Source organism: Serratia quinivorans (genome assembly GCF_946227985.1).
GTDB lineage: Bacteria > Pseudomonadota > Gammaproteobacteria > Enterobacterales > Enterobacteriaceae > Serratia > Serratia quinivorans_A.
On record NZ_CAMKGL010000002.1, the window covers coordinates 366,788 to 388,433 of the forward strand.

The following is a 21,646-nucleotide window of genomic DNA, read 5'->3' on the forward strand; positions in this document are numbered from 1 at the left end:
GAGATGTTATTGGCCATCTACGGTTATCGGGGTTTCATTTGGAGCAGTATTAAACGGGACTTTCAGTCCCGTTATCAGACCAGCATGTTGGGTGCAATATGGTTGGTATTACAGCCGTTAGCTATGATTTTAGTTTATACGCTGGTGTTCTCAGAGGTGATGAAAGCCAGGATGCCTGATAATTCTGGTCCTTTTGCTTACAGTATTTATTTGTGTTCCGGGGTGCTGACGTGGGGGCTATTTACTGAGATTCTGGATAAGAGTCAAAGTGTATTTATCACCAATGCCAATTTAATCAAAAAACTCAGTTTCCCTAAAATATGTTTGCCGGTTATTGTTACCGCATCCGCTATTTTAAACTTCTGCATCATATTCAGTTTGTTTTTGATCTTCCTTATTTTTACTGGTAACTTCCCAGGCGTCTTATTCTTTTCCGTGTTGCCGGTTTTGGCATTGCAAGTCCTGTTCACCGTTGGGCTAGGGATGACATTGGGGGTGATGAACGTTTTCTTCCGCGACGTCGGGCAGTTCGTTGGTGTATTGTTGCAATTCTGGTTCTGGTTTACACCTATCGTTTACGTCTTGAATTCGCTGCCGGAATGGGCAAGAAAATCACTGATGTACAACCCAATGGCTCGGGTAATGCAGTCATACCAATCGATATTTGCCTATCATCAGCAACCTAACTGGTACTCATTATGGCCGGTATTGGTACTGGCCATAATATTTTGCGCGTTTGGTATGAGACTGTTCAGGAAGCATGCTGCAGATATGGTGGACGAGTTATAATGAGCTATATCAAAGTACATAATGTTGGCAAGGCATACAAACAGTACTCGTCTAAAACCGGGCGGCTGCTTGAATGGATTTCGCCATTTAATATCGTCAAACATAAACTGAAATGGATCCTGCAAGATATCAGTTTTAACGTTGACCCTGGCGAAGCGTTGGGGATTATTGGTATCAACGGCGCGGGTAAAAGCACATTATTGAAGTTGATTACCGGCACTGCCAAACCAACCTGTGGCGACATTGCTCTTTCTGGCCGTGTTGCCGCGCTGCTGGAGCTCGGGATGGGCTTCCACTCTGATTTTACTGGTCGCCAGAATGTTTATATGTCCGGTCAATTGCTGGGTATTCCCGTCGAAAAGATTACGGAACTGATGCCGGAAATCGAGGAGTTTGCTGAAATCGGCGAATATATCGATCAGCCAGTCCGGGTTTATTCAAGCGGCATGCAGGTGCGGCTGGCATTCAGCGTAGCAACAGCGATTCGGCCGGATATTCTGATTGTTGATGAAGCATTGTCCGTTGGTGACGCCTATTTCCAGCATAAAAGTTTCGAACGGATACGCGAGTTTCGCAAATTAGGCACCACGCTTTTGCTGGTTTCACATGATAAGCAGGCGATCCAAAGCATATGCGACAGGGCTATTTTGCTCAATAAGGGCAGGATAGAGATGGAGGGCGAGCCTGAATCCGTAATGGATTATTATAATGCGCTGCTCGCCGACAAACAGAACTTGTCCATTCGCCAGGTTGAAAATAACGGAAAGTTACAGACTCGTTCAGGCTCTGGTGAAGCGAGCATCATTGATATTCGTCTGCTGAACGATGAGGGTGAAAGCATCGAGGTTGCGACAGTGGGGCAGCCTGTTAACCTGCAGGTAAAAGTTCATATCAATGAGGCTCTTTCTGAGCTGGTCGTAGGGTATATGATTAAAGACCGATTAGGACAGCCGGTTTTTGGTACCAATACCCATCACCTGAGGCAGCCGTTGTTTGAGCTGAAAGAGAATGACTCACGAACCTTTTCATTTGCTTTCTCAGCCAATTTGGGCGTTGGATCCTACTCGGTTGCTGTAGCTTTACACACGTCTGGAACTCACGTTGGTAAAAATTACGAATGGCGCGATTTAGCGGTCGTTTTCAACGTTGTGAATTCAGACGAGAAAGAATTTATTGGAGTAGCCTGGTTGCCTCCTAAGTTGGAGATTTCTGAATGAGTGATGATTTCTATCGCGTTTTTGAGGAAAAGCATCGGGGTAGCGTACAGGACATCAAACAACGCTTATCCGTGTACCTTCCTTTCATCACGGCGTTGGCAAAAATTTACCCTTCAGCTGAAGTTGTCGATGTGGGCTGTGGGCGGGGAGAGTGGCTCGAAATTTTAAGAGACAATGCAATTTCGGCCATGGGTGTCGATCTTGATGATGGTATGCTCGAACGCGCTTTGCAGGTCGGTCTGAACGTGAAGAAGATGGATTGCCTGGACTTTCTCCAACAGCAGGCAGACGACAGCCTGCTGGCCATTACCGGTTTCCATATTGCCGAACATCTGCCCTTTGAGGTTTTACAGTCACTGGTCAAAGAGGCTCTGCGGGTGCTAAAACCTGGCGGCCTGCTGATTCTGGAGACGCCAAATCCTGAAAATGTGAGCGTCGGAACCTGCTCTTTTTATATGGACCCCACCCACAACCACCCGCTGCCACCCGCGTTGCTTGAGTTCATTCCAAACTATTACGGCTTTCTGAGAACTAAAATACTGCGCCTGCAGGAAAAAGCCGCGTTGAGAGACTCTGCCTCGTCGATTTATTTGGTCGACGTGTTGAAAGGGGTCAGCCCCGATTATAGCCTGATAGCCCAGAAAGAGGCCGGCGCGTCAGTGGTCCGCGAATTAGATCCTTATTTTGACAAAGAATATGGGATTACTCTCGATGATTTGAGCAATCGCTATGACCAACGGCTGCATAGTCAATTTAAGCGAGTGGACAAGGCGCAGCGTGCGCAGACAGTGAAACTTCACTACATGGGCAATCAATTGGAGCTCCTCCGGCACCAATGGGATAAGTCACATCAGGAACTAATGGCGGTTCATGCTCACAATCAAAGCTTGCAGCAACAACTCATTGATGTACATGCTAGTAATTCTTGGCGTGTGTCCTATCCATTGCGGTGGGTTTCTTGTCAACTGCAGGCTGTTCGGAATGAAGGCATCAAAGCCCGGGGTCGCAAGGCGGTCAAAAAGGTTTTGAGAAAAACGATCAATACGACCCTCGGTCTGTTCCATGAGCATCCAAAGTTCAAGGGCTTTGTGCTCTCCAGCGCTAGAAAGCTGGGTGTATACCGGTTGCTGCAATCTGTTTTCCGACGCGTTTTGAATTCCGCACCTAACTATCACGCCGATCTTATGGCGAATGAACGTCATGTTGTTTATCAGGAGAATATGACGACCAGGGCCATTGATATGTATGAACAGTTAAAGAATGCAAATAATAAGAAGCACGGAGAGTCATAATGCGCATTGTTATTGACCTGCAAGGGGCACAAACGGAAAGCCGCTTTCGTGGGATTGGTCGCTATACTATTTCGATCGCCAAAGCAATTATTCGCAACAACAGCCAACATGAAATTTTTATCGCTTTGTCCTCATTATTCCCGGAAACCATCGCTGATCTGAAGGCGCAGTTTAGTCGCCTGGTTCCGGCCGAAAATATCGCGGTTTGGTATGCGCCTGGCCCGGTACGAGCGATGGATAGGCACAATGCCTGGCGGAGCGAATGCGCGGAATATGTTCGCGAGGCCTTTTTGCACAATCTTGAACCTGATGTTGTTTTTATCACCAGCTTGTTTGAAGGGCATGTGGATAATGCGGTGACCTCGATCGCCAAATTCACTCCTAAAACAAAAGTGGTGGTGTTGCATCATGATCTGATCCCATTGGTGCAATCGGACGTTTACCTTCAGGATGAAGTTTATAAAGAATACTACCTAAAGAAAATCAATTGGTTGAAGAAAGCCGACTTGCTGCTCACCAACTCGGACTACACCTCTGCCGAGGTGATGGAATGGTTGGATATCCCCGCAGACAAGGTGTGTACGATCTCTGCTGCGACAGAGGAGCATTTTGTTATCAGCGAGGCATCAAGCGATGAATTTTCCACTTTAAAACAGCGATACGGTATTACCCGCGATGTCGTGCTGTATGCTCCTGGCGGTTTCGATTCCCGTAAAAACTTCAAACGTTTGATTGAAGCCTATAGCAAATTAACGCCGGCATTGCGTGAAAAAAACCAGCTGGTCATCGTCAGTAAGCTGTCGGACAGCGATCGCAGCTACCTGAGGTCTATTGCTCAAAACGTTCAACTGCGTGAAGACGAGATGATCCTGACCGGATATGTATCGGAGCAAGACTTGGTCGTTTTTTATCAGTTGACCAAGCTGTTTGTTTTCGCTTCGCTGCACGAGGGGTTTGGTCTGCCGATTTTGGAGGCCATGACGTGTGGCGCGGCGACTATCGGCTCTAACGTAACCAGTATTCCGGAAGTGATAGGTTACGCCGATGCACTGTTTGATCCTTATTCGGTGGAATCAATTAAAGAGAAGCTTCATCAGGCGCTGAGTGATGAGATATTCCTCGGTAAGCTTAAGCAGCACGCGATGGATCAGGCCAGCAAGTTCTCGTGGGACAAGGCAGGTATTACCGCCTTGTCCCGCGTTGAAAAATTGGTTTCCGATGCAGGGGAAGTTATGCCTGAGGCGGTAACATCATCACAATTGATTGCCGCCATCTCCACGTTCAAATGTCGCGAAGAACCTACAGATAACGATTTACGCTCCACCGCCGAAGCGATGGATCGCAATGCCAAACGATTGGAACTGCAGGGTATTGATTTGACTGCGCTGTCTTGGCGGGTAGAAGGGCCTTATGACAGCTCCTACAGTTTGGCTCTGGTGAATAGAGAATTCGCGCGTGCGCTCAGTCGGGATAATGTTGAGGTTTTGCTGCACTCAACGGAGGGGCCGGGCGACTTTGCCCCGAGTGAAGCCTTCCTGAATGATGAGAGCAATGTGGATCTGAAGGGATATCAGCAACGGGTTCAGCAACAGAGCGATCGGCCGATTAACGTATTGAGCCGCAACCTCTATCCGCCACGCGTCAGTGACATGAAGGCCGATGTGAAGTTCCTGCATTGCTATGCCTGGGAAGAAAGCGGTTTTCCGCAAGGTTGGATCAACAACTTCAACCGTGAGCTGGATGCGATCCTTTGTACTTCCGAACATGTGCGTAAAGTATTGATTGATAATGGTACCAAGGTTCCCGTGTTTAATGTGGGGAACGGTTGCGAGCATTGGGAGCGAATTCAGTCCGCGAAACAACCACAGCTAAACGCTAAGGCATTCAGGTTCTTGCATGTCTCTTCATGTTTCCCGCGCAAGGGCGTTCAGGCGATGCTGGCGGCCTATGGTGCCGCTTTCACCGCCAAGGATGACGTTTCCCTGATTATTAAGACCTTCGCTAATCCGCACAATGAAGTGCAGGCTTGGTTGAAGCAGGCCCAGAAGCAGCATGTCAGCTATCCTGACGTCATTATCATCGAACAGGATTTGCCGGAGCAGGAACTGAAGGCGCTCTACGAGTATTGCGATGTGCTGGTGGCGCCAAGCTGCGCCGAAGGGTTCGGTTTGCCGATTGCGGAAGCCATGCTGAGTGGTTTGCCGGCGATCACCACCGATTGGAGCGGGCAGCTTGATTTTTGCACTCAAGAAAACGCGTGGCTGGTTGATTACCGTTTTGAGCGTGCGAAGACACACTTTGGCCTGTTCTCTTCGTCATGGGTCAGCGTTGATGTCGAAAGTCTGACAAAGGCAATGCAACAGGCCGCTGCTACCGACAAGGCGCGGTTATCTGCTATGGCGTCAAAAGGCCGCGAGCTTATTCTCCGTCAGTTTACCTGGGACGATGTCGCACAGCGATCGACCGCGGCGGTCGGCGCGTTGCGTAAGCATTTTGACGTCGCGCAAGAGAGCGCTCGAATCGGTTGGCTCTCAACCTGGAATACCAAATGCGGCATTGCCACCTACTCGCAACATTTGGTTGCTGACATGCCGAGCGATCAAATCGTGATTTTTGCACCGACAGCAAATGATCTGGTTCATGTGGATGAAAGCAATGTTCTGAGGAGTTGGATGGTTGGGAAAGAAAACAACTATCTTGATGGCCTGGATGCGCAGATCGAAGCTCTGCGCTTGAATACTCTCGTTATCCAGTTTAACTACGGGTTCTTTAACCATCGCGAGCTATCGGCCTTTATCGAAAGGCACCATCAGGCGGGCCGGGTTATCGTTATGGCCATGCATTCTACGGTCGACCCACTGGAAAAAGAACCGCACTGGAACTTCCGGTTGTCAGAAATGACTGACGCGTTGAAAATGTGCGATCGTTTGTTGGTGCACTCTATTACTGACATTAACCGCCTGAAACAGCTGGGTCTGGTCGATAATGTGACCCTATTCCCGCACGGGGTGATTAATTATCCCGTGAAGGAGCCGGTGGCAGCCAAGCGCAATGCGCTGCCTCTGGTGGCTAGCTATGGTTTCTGCTTGCCGCATAAAGGGTTGCAAGAGCTAATCGAAGCGGTGGCCTACCTTAAAAAGTTGGGTAAACCTATCCGATTAAGGTTGGTTAATGCAGAATATCCTGTCAGTGAATCTGCCGCACTAGCGCGCGAACTTAAAGCGACAGCGGCCAACCTGAAGGTTGAAGACCTGGTCGAGATACATAACGATTTTCTTGATGACAAAGAAAGTCTGCGTCTGCTCTCTGACGCCGATCTGCTGGTTTTCGCTTATCAAAATACCGGTGAGTCAGCCAGTGGAGCGGTGAGATACGGCATGGCGACGCATAAGCCCGTGGCGGTTACACCGCTAGCCATCTTTGACGATCTTGGTGATGCCGTCTTCAAATTTAAGGGAGCTTCGGTAACGGATGTTGCAGAGGGCATTTCTGAAATTATTTCTGATATCGCCAAAAACTCGGCGTGTTCAGTTGAAACACAGCGACGTGCTGATGCATGGTGCGAACAGCATGATTATCATGCCGTTGCCAGAAGGCTTGAAAATATGTGTACGGGTTTGTTAAGAGCCAAGCACTTCAAGTAGCCTCCTAGTTTTGGTCCTCTTCAATGCAGCAGGTGCAGTTATTTGCCCTGCTGCATTGAACTTATTATGTTGAAAGCATAAATATTCCATGGAATATGATTCTAGATGAAAATAATTCTTTCTGTTGAGCCAATCAAATTTCCGCTGACTGGCATAGGGCGTTATACCTATGAGCTGGCGAAGGGTTTGCAAAGCAGCAACGAAATTGAAGAGCTTCATTTTTTTTCCGGTACTCAATTTTTACCAGATATCCCCACAGCAAAAAATACCTCCGATGGGAGCCACCGATTAAAAAAAATTGTGCAAAGTAACTCGCTGGCGATTGAAGCCTATAGGGTGCTGATGCCACGGCTCAAAAAGAAGGCGCTGCGTGGCTATGAGCGTTGTCTTTTCCATGGTCCTAACTTTTTTCTCCCTCCTTTTGAGGGCCTCTCCGTTGCAACGTTTCACGATCTGTCGCCCTTCAAATGGGAGCACTGCTTCGATCCCAAAAGGAATCGTTTTACCAAGAAAGAAATGTTAGATGCATTGTCCCGGGCCAATGGTCTCATAACGGTATCCAACTATATTCGTAATGAGATCCATGAGTATTTTGACTATCCGCTTGAAAAAATTCACACGGTCCATCTGGCAAGTTCTCCCGATTTTTACCCGCGCAAGGCTGAGCAGGTATCCAGTGTTTTAAAAAAATTTGACTTAGGTTATAAAACCTTCACCTTATTTGTTGGTACCATTGAGCCGCGAAAAAATATCCTTTCCTTAATTCATGCCTATAGAAGCCTTCCTGGAGAGTTACGCACTCGCTATCCGTTAGTTCTCTCAGGCTATAAGGGATGGCGCAATGATGACATCATGCAGGAAATCGAACGAGGACAGCGTGAAGGCTGGCTTAAATACCTAGGTTTTGCCGCCGCAGAGGAATTACCGCTGTTGTACTCTGCCGCCAGCCTATTTGTTTTTCCTTCGAACTATGAAGGCTTCGGGCTCCCGGTTTTGGAAGCGATGAGTTCAGGAACCCCGGTAATCTGTTCTAACAGTTCCTCTTTGCCGGAGGTTGTGGGCGATGCGGCGATGACCCATGTCCCAGAGGATATCTGTTTATTAACGGAGCTTATCACCAGGGGCCTGACTGATGAGCAGTGGCGCAAACAGGCTGTCGAACTAGGGCTGTCAAATGCAGCAACGTTTTCCTGGCAAAGTTGCACTCGCCAAACTTTAGACGTTTATCAAAAATTGGCCAATAATGATTAAAGTACTCCATTTCTATAAAACTTATTATCCAGACTCTTTCGGCGGCATCGAGCAAGTGATATATCAGCTTGCTGAAGGCTGTGTCGAAAAAGGAGTGTCGACGGATGTCTTGTCCGTGACGGCTGTGGATAAGGATAGTTGCGAAGTTATTTCACAGCATATTGCGCATAAAGTCAGACAAGATTTTAGCATCGCGTCTAACCCTTTCTCGTTTCGTGTGATAAAGAAGTTTAAAGAGCTCAGCGAACAAGCGGATATCATTCACTACCATTTCCCATGGCCTTACATGGATCTCGTACACTTTCTCTCCGGAGTTAAGAAGCCGACGGTAGTGAGTTACCACTCCGATATAATCAGACAAAAAAAACTGCTACGGCTTTATAAGCCGCTGATGCACCTTTTTTTGCGAAAAATAGATTGTATTGTCGCGACGTCACCGAACTATGTGGCTACTAGCGACGTATTGGAAACCTTTAAAAATAAGGTCACCGTAATCCCGATTGGCTTGAATAAAGCGACTTACCCCGTGCCGGAACAGAGTCGGCTTGATAAATGGCAACGGCAGATCGGTCAGCCATTCTTCCTGTTCATCGGTACGTTGCGCTATTACAAAGGGTTGCACATCCTGCTTGAGGCTGCCGTTGGTGCAGACTATCCGATCGTGATTGTGGGCGCCGGGCCGATAGAAAGTGAATTGCGTGAGCAGGCTCAAAATCTGGGACTGAAAAACGTCCATTTTCTTGGGGCGTTGCCGGATGAGGATAAAACGGCACTATTGATGCTCAGTTATGGCATTGTTTTTCCTTCACATCTGCGTTCAGAGGCGTTTGGCATATCGCTGCTGGAGGGGGCTATGTACCGAAAACCGATGATTTCCAGTGAAATCGGTACCGGTACCACCTTCATCAATATTGATAACCAGACTGGGTTGGTGATCCCTCCGTCAGATCCTTCGGCCTTGCGAAAGTCCATGGATAAGTTGTGGGCCAACCCTCTGTTGGCAGAGCAGTTTGGCAATAAGGCGTATGAACGCTACGAAGAAATGTTTACCTCCAAGCAAATGGTTGAGGAATATACGAAAATCTATAGATCTCTACTGGGACGCCAAAATGAACTCGGATGAAACAGGCAGGCCAGCGCCCTGCTGGTTTGAGGCGTCCGCTTGTTTTGTGAACTTTGCCAGCCAGTTATTGAAAATTTAAACGAGATATGTAACCTATCGCACCAATCACTACCCACGCGGTTCAATCCTGAGTTAACATGTGTGCCACATCACAAAACCTGTTGGCCAAAGTTGTCAACAGGGTCATCCTCAGACAGGAGTTCCTCAATGTCCAAGCAACAAATCGGCGTTGTCGGCATGGCAGTTATGGGCCGCAATCTGGCACTGAACATCGAAAGTCGTGGTTACACCGTTTCGATCTTCAACCGTTCAGGCGATAAAACTGATGAAGTTATTGCCGAGAACCCAGGTAAAAACCTGGTGCCGCACTACACCGTTGAAGAGTTCGTTGAATCGCTGGAAAAACCACGCCGCATTTTGCTGATGGTGAAAGCGGGCGAAGCGACTGACAAGACCATTGCTTCCCTGACTCCGCACCTGGATAAAGGCGATATTCTGATCGACGGTGGCAATACCTACTATCAGGACACCATACGTCGTAACCGTGAACTGTCTGACCAAGGTTTCAACTTCATCGGCACCGGCGTTTCCGGTGGTGAAGAGGGCGCATTGAAAGGCCCTTCAATCATGCCAGGTGGCCAGAAAGAAGCTTACGAACTGGTTGCCCCAATCCTGAAGAAAATCGCTGCGGTAGCGGAAGGCGAGCCTTGCGTGACCTATATCGGCGCTGACGGTGCCGGTCATTATGTGAAGATGGTGCATAACGGTATCGAGTACGGCGACATGCAGCTGATTGCAGAAGCATACTCCCTGTTGAAACAAGCGTTGAATCTGAGCAACGAACAGCTGGCTGAAACTTTTGCCGAGTGGAACAAAGGCGAACTGAACAGCTACCTGATCGACATCACCAAAGATATCTTCACCAAGAAAGATGAAGAAGGTAAATATCTGGTTGATGTGATCCTGGACGAAGCAGCCAACAAAGGCACTGGCAAATGGACCAGCCAGAGCTCTCTGGATCTGGGCGAGCCGCTGTCACTGATCACCGAATCGGTGTTCGCTCGCTACCTGTCTTCACTGAAAGACCAGCGTGTTGCCGCGTCTAAAGTGTTGACCGGCCCTAAAGCGACACCCGTTAGCGGTGACAAGGCCGAATTCATTGAGAAAGTGCGCCGCGCACTGTACCTGGGCAAAATCGTTTCTTATGCGCAGGGCTTCTCTCAATTGAAAGCCGCTTCCAAAGAAAACAACTGGGACCTGCATTACGGCGATATTGCCAAGATCTTCCGCGCCGGCTGTATCATCCGCGCTCAGTTCTTGCAGAAAATCACCGACGCTTATGCACACGACGCGGATATCGCCAACCTGCTGCTGGCACCATACTTCAAGCAGATTGCTGATGAATACCAGCAGGCGCTGCGTGACGTAGTTTCCTATGCGGTGCAGAACGGCATTCCAACGCCAACCTTCTCTGCGGCGATTGCCTACTACGACAGCTACCGTTCAGCGGTTCTGCCTGCCAACCTGATCCAGGCGCAGCGCGACTACTTCGGTGCTCACACTTACAAACGTATCGACAAAGAAGGCGTATTCCATACCGAATGGATGGAATAATCCCGACGTTTGAAGTATAAAAAAGCCGCCGAGGTTTACGCCCGGCGGCTTTTTTTTGCCTGAAAAACAAGGTTATTTCTGGTGCCGCTCGCGCAACCGTCCAATCACTTTACTCAAGTCCAAATCCTGATCCTGCAGCAGCACCAACAGGTGATAAATCAGATCAGAAGCTTCGTTGGTTAACTCTTCGCGGTCGTTCACCGTGGCGGCCAGTGCGGTCTCCACGCCTTCTTCACCGACTTTCTGCGCGATACGCTTGGTGCCGCTGGCGTACAGGCTGGCGGTATAAGAGCTGTCGGGGCTGGCCGTCTTGCGTTCTGCCAGCAGCTGTTCCAACTGATACAGAAATCCCCAATCGCTGCTGGCCGGGTGGAAGCAACTGGTGTTACCCAGGTGGCAGGTTGGGCCGATTGGATTGGCCAGAATCAACAGCGTATCGTTGTCGCAATCTGGGGTGATGCTGACTACGTTGAGGAAGTGGCCAGAGCTTTCGCCCTTGGTCCACAGGCGCTGTTTGGTGCGTGAGAAAAAGGTGACCTTACCGCTCTGTTCGGTCACGGCCAGCGCTTCCTGATTCATATAGCCGAGCATCAGCACTTCGCCGGATACGGCATGCTGGATGATTACCGGCAGCAAGCGATCCGTTTTTTCCCAGTCCAGCTGGTTTCTTTGTTGTTCTGTTAACACAGGCGGATCTCCACACCTTGTTCGGACAAGAACCTTTTCAGGTCACCGATATTAATGATTTGTTTGTGGAACACCGAAGCGGCCAGTGCGCCATCGACATCGGCATCGCGGAAGGCTTCCAGGAAGTGTTCCACGGTGCCTGCGCCGCCGGAGGCGATCAATGGCACTTTGCACACGTCGCGCACCAGGCGCAGCTGCTCCAAATCGTAACCGTTACGCACGCCGTCCTGATTCATCATATTCAGCACAATTTCGCCGGCGCCGCGCTTCTGCACTTCTTTCACCCAATCGAGGGTTTCCCACTCGGTGACGCGGGTGCGGCTTTCGTCTCCGGTGTACTGGTTAACGTGGTACTTGCCGGTTTCAGCTTCGAACCAGGTATCAATGCCTACCACAATGCACTGCACGCCAAAGCGATCCGCCAGGCGGCTAATCAGCGTCGGATCGGCCAGCGCCGGGGAGTTGATGGAAATTTTGTCGGCGCCGAAAGACAGGATCTGGCTGGCGTCTTCGGGGCTTTTAATTCCACCGGCGACGCAGAAGGGGATGTCGATCACCTCGGCCACTCGTGATACCCAGCTTTTATCTACCACCCGGCCGTCGCTTGACGCAGTGATATCGTAAAACACCAGTTCGTCCGCGCCTTCCTGCGCATAGCGCTGCGCCAGCGGCACGATGTCGCCGATAATTTCATGGTTGCGGAACTGCACGCCTTTCACTACCTGCCCGTCTTTAACATCCAGGCACGGGATTATCCGTTTTGCCAGCATGCGATCGCCTCCTCAACGCTAAACTTACCTTCCAGCAGGGCACGCCCCACAATCACACCCTCAACGCCACTGCCGCGCAGCTGGGCGATATCCTCCAAATTACCGATACCGCCAGAGGCCTGGAAGGCGATCTGCGGATATCGTTGGCTGATTTCCTGATACAGCGCCACGTTGGAACCGGCCAATGTCCCGTCACGGGAAATATCGGTGCACAGTACGTGCTTGAGGCCATAAGGCAAGAACTGCTCAACCACCTGTTCCAGTGTGGCGTCAGAATTCTCTTGCCAGCCGCTGATCGCCACGCGTTTGCTGCCGTCTTCCTCTATGCGTACGTCCAGCGCCAGTACCATGGCATCGGCACCGTAGCGTTCGAACCAGCCCTGTACCAACTGCGGCTGTTTTACCGCGGTAGAGCCGATCACCACGCGGGTCGCGCCGGCCTCGAGCAGGGCAGCGACGTCCTGCTCATTGCGAATACCGCCGCCGACCTGAACCGGTACGTTAACCCCCGCCAGCAGCTTACGCAGCAGGGGGATTTGGCGCGCGGTCGGGTCTTTCGCGCCGGTCAGGTCGACCAGATGCAATACCTGCGCGCCCTGTTGCTGATAGTCCTGCAGGCGTAACAGCGGATCGTTGCCGTAGTCGCGCTGCTGGCCGTAATCGCCCTGATGCAAGCGAACCACGTTGCCGTCGATCAAATCCAAAGCCGGAATAATCATGCTGCCTACATCTCCAGAAAGTTTTTCAACAATTGCGCACCGGCCGCGCCAGATCGCTCTGGATGAAACTGCACGCCGAAGAAGTTGTCTTTTTGCACGGCGGCGGTGAAGGGCTCGCCGTAATTCGCCTGGGCGATGGTGCTTGGGCATATCGGCATCGCATAGCTGTGAACGAAGTAGAAGTAGGCACCCTCTTCGATGCCGCGGAACAGGTGATGGCCCGCCTGGGCAGAGACCTGATTCCAGCCCATGTGTGGCAGAGGCAGACCGAAGTCGGTCATCTGGGTTACCGGGGTATCAATAATGCCCAGCGTGTCGATGCCGCCGTTCTCTTCGCTGCTTTTTGCCAGCAACTGCATGCCGAGGCAAATCCCCAGCACCGGCTGGGTGCAGGCCTTGATCAACTCAATCAGCTCGCGCTGTTCCAGTTGATCCATCGCCGCCTGCGCGGTACCCACGCCCGGCAGGAACAGCTTGTCGGCGCGCAGGACAGTTTCCGGGGCACGGCTCACTTCCGGGCGGTAGCCCAAACGCTGCACCGCGTAGGTGACGGAGGCCAGGTTGGCGCAGCCGGTGTCCAGAATCACCACGTCCATCACAGCACTCCTTTTGAACTCGGGAGGGTGTTGCCCTCAACGCGGATCGCCTGGCGCAGCGTGCGGCCAAACACTTTGAACAGGCTTTCGACACGGTGGTGGTCGTTTTTACCCTTGGTTTTCAGGTGCAGGGTGCAGCCCATGGTGTAGGACAGCGAACGGAAGAAGTGCTCGACCATTTCTGTGCTCAGGTCGCCGACGCGCTGATAGTTGAATTCCGCTTTGTATTCCAGGTGCGGGCGGCCGGAGATATCCAGCGCACAGCGCGCCAGGCACTCGTCCATCGGCAGAACAAAGCCGAAGCGTGCGATGCCGCGCTTGTCGCCCAGCGCCTTGTTCAGCGCTTCGCCCAGCGCCAGGCCGGTGTCTTCTACGGTGTGGTGGTCGTCAATATACAGATCGCCTTTGACGTTGATATCCATGCGGAAGCCGCCGTGGGTGGCGATCTGATCCAGCATGTGATCGAAGAAGCCCACGCCGGTCTTGATCTTGCTGCCGCCTTCGCGATCCAGCCAGACGTTGACGTCAATCTGCGTTTCCTTGGTCACGCGGTTAACCTGTGCATGACGATCGCGCTGGGTCAGTTGGCGAGTAATTTCTTTCCAACCCAGGGAGCCACGCTGATAACGCAGCCCCTGAATGCCCATATTCTCAGCCAGTTGCACGTCGGTCGGACGATCGCCGATCACGTAGCTGTGGACGGTATCCATCACGCCGGGTTCGAGATAGCCTTTGACCAGCGCGGTCTTCGGTTTGCGACAGTCACAGTTGTCCGCTGGCAGGTGCGGGCAGATCAGAATATCTTCAAAATGAATACCCTGTGAGCTGAGGATCTGCATCATCAGGTTATGCGGCGGATCGAAGGTTTCCTGTGGGAAACTGGCGGTGCCGAGGCCATCCTGGTTGGTGATCATCACCAGTTGATAACCCGCCTGCTGCAGCTCCAGCAGGCAAGGGATCACATCCGGCTCCAGCGCCAGTTTATCCAGGCGGTCGACCTGGAAATCTTCTGGTGGTTCAGCAATCAGCGTGCCGTCACGGTCAATAAAGAGGAATTTCTGGCTCACATTGGCTCCTGGCGAGTCTTGGTTGCACCGGGCAGGGCAGACAGCGCATCAACCACGCGCTGGCATTCTTCACGGGTGCCTATGGTGATGCGCAGGCAGCCGGATAACCCCGGTTGTTTATTTTGGTCTCTTAAGATGATGCCCTGATCCCACAAGGTTTTAAACACATTACTGGAGGCAGTGAATCGTGCCAGCAGGTAATTGCTGTCGCTGGTGAAAACCTGTTCAACGCAGGCACAGTTTTGCAGCGCCTGCAGCAGCCAACTACGGTTGGCGGCAATTTCGGTAACCCGTTGGCGCATGATGCGGATCCCCTCGGTGCTGAGCGCCTGGGCGGCGATATCGGCGACCGGAGTGGAGAGCGGGTAAGGGGCGATCACCTTCAGCAACAGAGCGATTAAATCTTCATTGCCGAGGGTAAAACCGCAGCGCAAACCAGCCAGTGCAAAGGCCTTGGACAGGGTGCGCAAGATAGCCAGGTGGGGGTACTCGTTCAGCCAGCCGGCGACGCTTGCCTGTGGGCAAAATTCGATGTAGGCCTCGTCGACCGCAACGATCGCCTTGCCTTTGGCCATTTCCAGCAGGCTGCGCAGATCGTTGGCATCGATCAGGTTGCCGGTCGGATTGTTGGGGCTGCAGACGTAAATCAGTTTAACGTTGTCCAGGCTGTCGGCGATGGCCGGCAAATCCAGCTGCCAGTCCTGTTTAGCCGCCACGGTACGGCGTTCCACACCAAAGGTTTCGGCGCTGACGGCATACATGCCGTAGGTCGGCGGACAGAACAAGATGGCGTCTTTTCCTGGCTCGCAGAATGCGCGGATCAGCAGCTCGATACCTTCGTCTGCCCCACGGCTGACCAGCACCTGGTCCTTTTTAACCCCGGCGTACTCGGCGTAGCGTTCGATCACCAGTGCCGGTTGGCACTCTGGGTAACGGTTAAAGGTTTGAGCGGTCAGTTGGAACTCTGGGGCGATCGGGTATTCGTTGGCATTCAGCCACACGTCGCCGTTGCCACCCAGGCGGCGTGCCGACTGATAAGGGGTCAGATCGCGCACGTTGGTGCGTGCCAGATTTTCAATGCTCATGCTTGCTCCTTCAGGGCGGCAACGCGCAGGGTCACGGCGTTTTTGTGGGCAATCAACTGCTCGGCGGCGGCCAGGGTCTCAATGGTGGCGGCCAGGTTCATAAAGCCCTGCGGCGTCAGCTCTTGTACCGTCATGCGCTTTTGGAAGTCCGCCAGCCCCAAACTGGAGCAGGTGGCGGTGTAACCATAGGTTGGCAGCACGTGGTTGGTGCCGGACGCATAGTCACCGGCAGACTCCGGTGACCAGTCACCAAGGAACACCGAACCGGCGCTGGTGATGCTGTCGACCAGAGCGCGGGCGTCGCGGGTCTGAATGATCAGGTGTTCCGGGCCATACTGATTGCTGATGGCCACGCATTCGGCCAAATCTTTGGTGACAATCAGTCGGCTACTGGCCAGCGCCTGACGTGCAGTTTCGGCGCGTGGTAATTGTGCCAGTTGCTGTTCTACGGCATCGCGTACCGCCTGTGCCATCGCGGCATCCGGCGTCAACAAAATCACCTGCGAGTCCGGGCCATGCTCTGCCTGCGACAGCAGGTCCGAGGCGACGAACGCCGGCGTGGCACCGGCGTCGGCGATCACCAGCACTTCGGAGGGGCCGGCCGGCATGTCGATGGCGGCGCCGTCCAGTCGTTGGCTGACCTGACGTTTGGCTTCGGTGACAAAGGCATTGCCCGGCCCGAAGATTTTTGCCACGCGCGGTACGGAGTCGGTACCGAATGCCATAGCGGCGATCGCCTGTGCGCCGCCAACCTGAAATACCTCTTCTACTCCGCACAGTTGCGAGGCATACAGAATTTCATCGGCAATCGGTGGCGGTGAACACAGCACTACGCGGCGGCAGCCGGCGATGCGTGCCGGTGTTGCCAGCATCAGCACGGTAGAAAACAGCGGCGCGGAGCCGCCGGGAATATACAGGCCAACCGAGTCGATCGGGCGGGTTACCTGCTGGCAACGCACACCCGGCTGGGTTTCCACATCAACCGGCGGCAACTTTTGCGCATTGTGGAAGGTTTCCACATTACCAACCGCTACGGCCATCGCCTGTTTGATCTCATCACCCAGACGCGCGCTGGCAGCCGCTATTTGTTCTGCGGTGACGCGCAGTGCGCCAACTTCGGTTTTATCAAATTTGGCGCTGTATTCGCGCAGCGCCTGATCGCCATTGGCCTTCACGTTGTCGAGGATTTCGCTCACCGTGCGGGTGATGCTGTCCGAGGCGGAGATCGCCGGACGCATCAGCAGTGCCGTGCGCTGTTCGACGCTGCAGTCTGCCCAATTGACCAGAGTATTGAAGTTCGACATGGCCTTACTCCATCATCTTCTCAATAGGCAATACCAGAATCGAGCTGGCACCGAGCGCTTTCAGCTTTTCCATGGTTTCCCAGAACAGGGTTTCGCTACTGACCATGTGCATGGCTACGCGGTTCTGTGCCCCGGCCAATGGCAGAATGGTCGGGCGTTCGGCACCCGGCAGCAGCGCGACGATTTCGTCCAGGCGCTCGCTTGGTGCGTGCAGCATGATGTACTTGGATTCACGCGCCTGGATCACGCCCTGAATACGGGTCATCAGACGGTCGATCAACTGCTGCTTGGCTTCCGGCATTTCGCCATCGCGCTGGATCAGGCAGGCTTTTGAGCGGTAAATTACTTCAACTTCACGCAGCCCGTTGGCTTCCAGCGTGGCGCCGGTGGAGACCAGGTCACAGATGGCGTCGGCCAAACCGGCACGTGGAGCGACTTCGACCGAACCGTTCAGCAAACAGGATTTGAAGCGCACGCCCTGTTTGTCGAGGTATTGCTTGAGCAGGTGCGGGTAAGAGGTGGCGATGCGGGCGTCTTGCAGGCTTTGCGGGCCGGTATATTCACTGTCGAGTGAAGTGGCCAGCGACAGGCGGCACCCGCCGAAATCCAGGCGACGCAGGGTGAAATAACGTGGGTCTTCGCCTTGAGCGCGGCGGGTGAGCAGTTCTTCTTCCAGCACGTTCTCACCGATAATACCCAGGTCGACCACGCCATCCATCACCAGGCCCGGGATGTCGTCATCGCGGACGCGCAGGATATCGATCGGCATATTCTCCGCGAAGGCAATCAGGCGTTGTTGCTGCAGGTTGATTTTGATACCGCAGCGCGCCAGCAACTCCTGAGACTCATCGCTCAGGCGGCCCGATTTCTGCATTGCTATCCGTAAACGTGTTTTATCCAGCATGGTAACCTCTGTTTAATCTGTAATTTTATACCCGTCATACTTCAAGTGGCTTGGGTGTTGGCTGCCTTCATTCACTCCAGTCACTTACTTGAGTAAGCTCCTGGGGATTCACTCAGTTGCCGCCTACAAGCAACTCGAATTATTTGGGGTATTTGAATTTATTATGAAAATTATTTTATCTGTCTGTCCGGAGCCAAAAAAAAACCCTCGGAAGAAATCTTCCGAGGGCTCTCTCTTGCATTCTGCGCGCCACTGGAAGATTAAAAAACCGTCTTCCAGCACACATCGCCTGAAAGACTAGTCAGGGTGATGGTGATGATGGTGGCTGAACTGAATGCGTGTCATGGTGTTTTCTCTGTATAAAGTCGCTACAAACTCAATTGCTAATTAACCTAAACTATCCACTGTCTTTCACGCAACTCTTTTTTCTCGTCATAAATTTAATTTATTGAAACAGGATGAATTATTAGCCAGACGCGACTTTACCTAAGCTTAAGGTCGGTGGATTGAATCACTACGCCGACTGGCGTAGCCTTAATGGGCAAAGCGTTGCAGTCTTCAAGAGAGGAAGCTGATGAAAAAGGTAGCCATTATTGGCCTGGGTTGGTTGGGTATGCCGCTGGCTCTGTCGCTGATGAGCCGTGGGTTTGACGTTGTTGGCAGTAAAACCACGCCGGATGGCGTCGAGGCCGCACGGATGAGCGGGATTGAATGCTATCAGCTGGAACTGACGCCGGAACTGATTTGCGAACCGGAGGATCTGGAGGCGCTGCTGCGCGTCGATGCGCTGGTGGTGACACTCCCAGCCCGCCGTACCGTCGAAGGCAGCGAAAACTATTTTAATGCGGTGCGCATGCTGGTGGACAGCGCCATGGCCTTTGGTGTGCCGCGCATCCTGTTTACCAGTTCAACTTCGGTGTATGGAGAAACTACCGGCACGGTACGCGAAGATTCGCCCTTGAAGCCGGTTTCACCTTCCGGGCTGGTGCTGGCGGAGCTAGAGCGTTGGCTGCATGAACTGCCGAACACTTCGGTGGATATTTTGCGCCTGGCGGGGCTGGTGGGAGGCGATCGCCATCCTGGACGTTTCCTGGCGGGCAAAGTCGATGTCAAAGGCGGTTCGCAAGGGGTCAATCTGGTGCATCAGGACGACGTGATCGGCGCGATCCAACTGCTGCTGAAACTGCCGAAAGGCGGCCATGTTTATAACCTGTGCGCCCCGGCCCATCCCACCAAGCGTGAGTTCTACCCGGCGCTGGCCGAACAATTAAATCTGTCGCCGCCGCAGTTTGCTGCCGAGACGGAGCAGGGCGGTCGGCTGGTGGACGGCAGCCGTATCTGCAATGAACTGGGGTTTGAATATCAGTACCCGGATCCTGCGCGTATGCCGGTCAACTAAGCGTTTGAACATGCCCTGCCACGTGCGGGGCATTTTTTTATGCAGTTTGCAGGGTTGCTACATCAGCGCGATAGCGGCTGAAACCTCCCCGGCGCGCTGCAAATCCTCCAGCAATGCGCTCAGCGCTTCTTTCGGCAACCCCGGGCGGGTCACCAGGCTCAATGCCGCCTGATAAGACAGCGCTTGCCCCCCCAACTGTTTCAATGCGCCTTGTTCTACCCAACGCGCAGCGTAATGGGTGGGCAGATAACCGAGATACTCACCGCTGAGCACCAAATGGGCGACGCCTTCCATATGATGGGCGACGGCGCCGAGGTTTAACGGTGCCAGCGGACAAAGTTGCTGTGCCAACAAATAGCCGCGTTTAACCCAGCGTGCATTTTCAATCTGTTCACGGCCCGGTTGCTCCAGCGAAAACAGCGGATGATCGCTGCTGCAATAAACCGCCTGCGTCTCTGCTATCCAGGGCTGGTACTGTAGCTCGTCCAACTGCTGACCGAAATAGCCGATGCCCAAATCGAGTTGCTGATTCAGCAGCCCCTGTTCTATTTCGCCGGGGGCGCAAATGCGGCACTGTAACTGCACATCCTGGTGTCGGCGTTGAAATTGTTTGATGGCATGGCTGAAGGGATTGCCCGGCAGCGACACCAGATTATCTACCAGGCCAATCTGCAAATCACCGGTTAGCAGCCCGTTCAGGGATTGACTGACGCGGGTAAAGTCCCGAGCGGCATTGAACAGGGTACGGCAGGCGATCAGCATGCGTTCGCCTTTCGGCGTCAGCATAAAACCGGAGCGGCCTCGCTGACACAGACGAAATCCCAACCGGGTCTCCAGGGTGGCGAGATGGGTGCTGATGGTCGACTGGTTCATCAGCAACGTTTCCTGGGCAGCGCTGACGCCATGGGCTTCGGCGACGGCGACGAATACCCGCAGCAGTCGCAGATCAATATCGCTTAGGTTGGTGAGCATCCGTTCCTCCGCAGTAATAGCGTTTATTAACCATTTTACAACACCCCAAAAATGAAGCTGGCGGTCGTAAATCTGTCTTTTTATGTCACGAATGCTAAATAAAATCCAATGGTTCAATTGGTTACCAAGCATCGGTGTTTTCAATGCTTACATCCCAAAGATGGAATGGTAGCCCTGTCAGGTGGCGGGTAGCCTGTATTTGTTATCCAAATGTTGAAATTATCTAACGGCCGAATAAGGAAAGATCATGCTGAATCAACCCCAAAGCGGTAACGATATGCCGCGTTTTGCCGGCATCCCCACCATGATGCGGCTCCCCGTCGCCGACGATGCACGGGGGGCTGAATGCGGCCTTCGTCGGTATTCCCCTCGATATTGGTACGTCTAACCGCAGTGGCACGCGCTATGGGCCGCGGCAAATCAGGCAAGAGTCGGTGATGATCCGTCCTTACAACATGGGCACCGCTGCCGCACCTTTTGAACGGCTGCAGGTTGCCGACCTGGGGGATGTCGCCATCAATCCTTATAGCCTGGAAGACAGCGTTCGCCGCATTGAGCTGGCCTATAACGGTATTCTGGCCCACGGCTGCATTCCACTGACGCTGGGGGGCGACCACACGCTGACGTTACCAGTGCTGCGCGCCATGGCCAGCCGATATGGCCCGGTCGGCTTGATTCACGTAGATGCTCACTCAGACACCAACGAAGAGATGTTTGGTGAAAAGTTGGCGCACGGGACGACTTTCCGGCGGGCCTTTGAAGAGGGGTTATTACAGCCACAACGGGTCATTCAGATTGGCCTGCGCGGCAGCGGCTATGAGGCTGATGATTTCGATTGGTCGCGCAAGCAGGGGTTCCGCGTGGTACCGGCAGAAGCCTGCTGGTACCGCTCGTTGGCACCGCTGATGGAGGAAGTGCGCGAACAGATGGGCAATGCACCGGTTTATCTCAGTTTCGACATCGACGGCCTGGATCCGGCATTTGCTCCGGGCACCGGCACGCCGGAGGTCGGCGGGCTGTCGGTCTGGCAAGGCCTGGAAATTGTCAGAGGCTGCCGGGGGCTGAACCTGGTCGGCAGTGACGTGGTGGAGGTTTCTCCACCTTACGATCGTTCCGGCAACACCGCGCTACTGGCGGCTAACCTGTTGTTTGAAATGCTGTGTGTACTGCCGTCGCAATAAGGCGACGGCGATAACCCGATCGGCGGAGCCGT

General features: G+C 53.0%; 18 protein-coding genes, 1 pseudogene and 1 other annotated feature. Of the genes and pseudogenes, 9 read left to right on the top strand and 10 right to left on the bottom strand.

All coding sequences use genetic code 11. The features are described from left to right. Nucleotides 1-3: 3 nt before the first annotated feature. From OCH02_RS10300 to gndA, 7 genes are all read left to right on the top strand, one after another. Nucleotides 4-789 carry an ABC transporter permease gene (locus OCH02_RS10300; protein ID WP_410001251.1) on the top strand — a complete coding sequence of 262 codons (786 nt, stop codon included), beginning with the start codon at nucleotides 4-6 and terminating at the stop codon, nucleotides 787-789. Next, nucleotides 789-2,006: an ABC transporter ATP-binding protein gene (locus tag OCH02_RS10305; protein WP_261431147.1), complete on the top strand. Its 1,218-nt coding sequence runs from the start codon at nucleotides 789-791 to the stop codon at nucleotides 2,004-2,006. The genes OCH02_RS10300 and OCH02_RS10305 overlap by 1 nt, the downstream gene beginning before the upstream one ends. After that, complete coding sequence (locus OCH02_RS10310; RefSeq protein ID WP_261431149.1) at nucleotides 2,003-3,298, top strand: class I SAM-dependent methyltransferase; 1,296 nt, start codon at nucleotides 2,003-2,005, stop codon at nucleotides 3,296-3,298. The genes OCH02_RS10305 and OCH02_RS10310 overlap by 4 nt, the downstream gene beginning before the upstream one ends. Then, entirely contained in the window at nucleotides 3,298-6,942 is a 3,645-nt protein-coding gene (locus OCH02_RS10315) for a glycosyltransferase (protein WP_261431150.1), read from the top strand. Before OCH02_RS10310 ends, OCH02_RS10315 begins: the two co-directional genes overlap by 1 nt. A gap of 105 nt (nucleotides 6,943-7,047) precedes the next feature. Beyond that, nucleotides 7,048-8,193 (top strand): glycosyltransferase family 4 protein, encoded by a 1,146-nt coding sequence (locus tag OCH02_RS10320; RefSeq protein ID WP_261431151.1) that lies wholly within the window; start codon nucleotides 7,048-7,050, stop codon nucleotides 8,191-8,193. Continuing rightward, nucleotides 8,186-9,316: a glycosyltransferase family 4 protein gene (locus OCH02_RS10325; protein ID WP_315899185.1), complete on the top strand. Its 1,131-nt coding sequence runs from the start codon at nucleotides 8,186-8,188 to the stop codon at nucleotides 9,314-9,316. Before OCH02_RS10320 ends, OCH02_RS10325 begins: the two co-directional genes overlap by 8 nt. Before the next feature lie 207 nt (nucleotides 9,317-9,523). Next, a complete protein-coding gene (gene gndA, locus OCH02_RS10330; protein ID WP_012006041.1) occupies nucleotides 9,524-10,930 on the top strand; it encodes an NADP-dependent phosphogluconate dehydrogenase in 1,407 nt (468 codons plus the stop codon). Between the two features lie 72 nt (nucleotides 10,931-11,002). On the opposite strand, the gene hisIE is transcribed toward gndA, so the two are convergent. From hisIE to hisL, 9 genes are all read right to left on the bottom strand, one after another. Further along, complete coding sequence (gene hisIE, locus OCH02_RS10335) at nucleotides 11,003-11,617, bottom strand: bifunctional phosphoribosyl-AMP cyclohydrolase/phosphoribosyl-ATP diphosphatase HisIE (protein WP_261431152.1); 615 nt, start codon at nucleotides 11,615-11,617, stop codon at nucleotides 11,003-11,005. Beyond that, on the bottom strand, nucleotides 11,611-12,387 hold the full coding sequence (gene hisF / locus OCH02_RS10340) for an imidazole glycerol phosphate synthase subunit HisF (RefSeq protein WP_261431153.1): 777 nt from the start codon (nucleotides 12,385-12,387) through the stop codon (nucleotides 11,611-11,613). Before hisF ends, hisIE begins: the two co-directional genes overlap by 7 nt. Then, the gene (hisA, locus tag OCH02_RS10345) at nucleotides 12,369-13,106 is read right to left on the bottom strand and encodes a 1-(5-phosphoribosyl)-5-[(5-phosphoribosylamino)methylideneamino]imidazole-4-carboxamide isomerase (protein WP_261431154.1); all 738 of its coding nucleotides are present in this window, start codon (nucleotides 13,104-13,106) and stop codon (nucleotides 12,369-12,371) included. Before hisA ends, hisF begins: the two co-directional genes overlap by 19 nt. Nucleotides 13,107-13,111: 5 nt before the next feature. Further along, nucleotides 13,112-13,702, bottom strand: coding sequence for an imidazole glycerol phosphate synthase subunit HisH (gene hisH, locus OCH02_RS10350; protein ID WP_261431155.1), 591 nt, complete (start codon nucleotides 13,700-13,702; stop codon nucleotides 13,112-13,114). Beyond that, nucleotides 13,702-14,769: a bifunctional histidinol-phosphatase/imidazoleglycerol-phosphate dehydratase HisB gene (gene hisB, locus OCH02_RS10355; protein ID WP_012006046.1), complete on the bottom strand. Its 1,068-nt coding sequence runs from the start codon at nucleotides 14,767-14,769 to the stop codon at nucleotides 13,702-13,704. Before hisB ends, hisH begins: the two co-directional genes overlap by 1 nt. After that, nucleotides 14,766-15,854, bottom strand: coding sequence for a histidinol-phosphate transaminase (gene hisC, locus OCH02_RS10360; RefSeq protein ID WP_261431156.1), 1,089 nt, complete (start codon nucleotides 15,852-15,854; stop codon nucleotides 14,766-14,768). The genes hisB and hisC overlap by 4 nt, the downstream gene beginning before the upstream one ends. Further along, nucleotides 15,851-17,158 carry a histidinol dehydrogenase gene (gene hisD / locus OCH02_RS10365; RefSeq protein WP_261431157.1) on the bottom strand — a complete coding sequence of 436 codons (1,308 nt, stop codon included), beginning with the start codon at nucleotides 17,156-17,158 and terminating at the stop codon, nucleotides 15,851-15,853. The genes hisC and hisD overlap by 4 nt, the downstream gene beginning before the upstream one ends. A gap of 4 nt (nucleotides 17,159-17,162) precedes the next feature. After that, a complete protein-coding gene (hisG, locus tag OCH02_RS10370; RefSeq protein WP_012006049.1) occupies nucleotides 17,163-18,062 on the bottom strand; it encodes an ATP phosphoribosyltransferase in 900 nt (299 codons plus the stop codon). Between the two features lie 195 nt (nucleotides 18,063-18,257). Continuing rightward, nucleotides 18,258-18,384, bottom strand: a sequence feature (His leader region). Beyond that, nucleotides 18,360-18,407, bottom strand: coding sequence for a his operon leader peptide (hisL, locus tag OCH02_RS10375; RefSeq protein ID WP_101495319.1), 48 nt, complete (start codon nucleotides 18,405-18,407; stop codon nucleotides 18,360-18,362). Its footprint overlaps the feature before it by 25 nt. Nucleotides 18,408-18,636: 229 nt before the next feature. Between hisL and OCH02_RS10380 the strand changes: the two genes are divergently transcribed. Further along, nucleotides 18,637-19,461, top strand: coding sequence for an SDR family oxidoreductase (locus OCH02_RS10380; protein WP_112362346.1), 825 nt, complete (start codon nucleotides 18,637-18,639; stop codon nucleotides 19,459-19,461). Between the two features lie 57 nt (nucleotides 19,462-19,518). Here the strand turns inward: OCH02_RS10380 and OCH02_RS10385 are convergent, their stop codons facing one another. Continuing rightward, nucleotides 19,519-20,433 carry a LysR family transcriptional regulator gene (locus OCH02_RS10385; RefSeq protein ID WP_261431158.1) on the bottom strand — a complete coding sequence of 305 codons (915 nt, stop codon included), beginning with the start codon at nucleotides 20,431-20,433 and terminating at the stop codon, nucleotides 19,519-19,521. Nucleotides 20,434-20,680: 247 nt separating this feature from the next. Between OCH02_RS10385 and speB the strand changes: the two are divergent. Beyond that, nucleotides 20,681-21,614, top strand: a pseudogene (gene speB / locus OCH02_RS10390) (agmatinase). Nucleotides 21,615-21,646 lie beyond the last annotated feature (32 nt).

Bases quoted from the DNA above. Each gene is read 5' to 3' on its own strand.
- OCH02_RS10315 (WP_261431150.1), top strand. From the start codon at position 3,298: ATGCGCATTGTTATTGACCTGCAAGGGGCACAAACGGAAAGCCGCTTT.
- OCH02_RS10385 (WP_261431158.1), bottom strand. From the start codon at position 20,433: ATGCTCACCAACCTAAGCGATATTGATCTGCGACTGCTGCGGGTATTC.
- OCH02_RS10320 (WP_261431151.1), top strand. From the start codon at position 7,048: ATGAAAATAATTCTTTCTGTTGAGCCAATCAAATTTCCGCTGACTGGC.
- hisD (WP_261431157.1), bottom strand. From the start codon at position 17,158: ATGTCGAACTTCAATACTCTGGTCAATTGGGCAGACTGCAGCGTCGAA.
- OCH02_RS10305 (WP_261431147.1), top strand. From the start codon at position 789: ATGAGCTATATCAAAGTACATAATGTTGGCAAGGCATACAAACAGTAC.
- OCH02_RS10300 (WP_410001251.1), top strand. From the start codon at position 4: ATGTTATTGGCCATCTACGGTTATCGGGGTTTCATTTGGAGCAGTATT.
- OCH02_RS10325 (WP_315899185.1), top strand. From the start codon at position 8,186: ATGATTAAAGTACTCCATTTCTATAAAACTTATTATCCAGACTCTTTC.
- OCH02_RS10310 (WP_261431149.1), top strand. From the start codon at position 2,003: ATGAGTGATGATTTCTATCGCGTTTTTGAGGAAAAGCATCGGGGTAGC.
- hisH (WP_261431155.1), bottom strand. From the start codon at position 13,702: ATGGACGTGGTGATTCTGGACACCGGCTGCGCCAACCTGGCCTCCGTC.
- hisC (WP_261431156.1), bottom strand. From the start codon at position 15,854: ATGAGCATTGAAAATCTGGCACGCACCAACGTGCGCGATCTGACCCCT.
- hisG (WP_012006049.1), bottom strand. From the start codon at position 18,062: ATGCTGGATAAAACACGTTTACGGATAGCAATGCAGAAATCGGGCCGC.
- OCH02_RS10380 (WP_112362346.1), top strand. From the start codon at position 18,637: ATGAAAAAGGTAGCCATTATTGGCCTGGGTTGGTTGGGTATGCCGCTG.
- gndA (WP_012006041.1), top strand. From the start codon at position 9,524: ATGTCCAAGCAACAAATCGGCGTTGTCGGCATGGCAGTTATGGGCCGC.
- hisA (WP_261431154.1), bottom strand. From the start codon at position 13,106: ATGATTATTCCGGCTTTGGATTTGATCGACGGCAACGTGGTTCGCTTG.
- hisF (WP_261431153.1), bottom strand. From the start codon at position 12,387: ATGCTGGCAAAACGGATAATCCCGTGCCTGGATGTTAAAGACGGGCAG.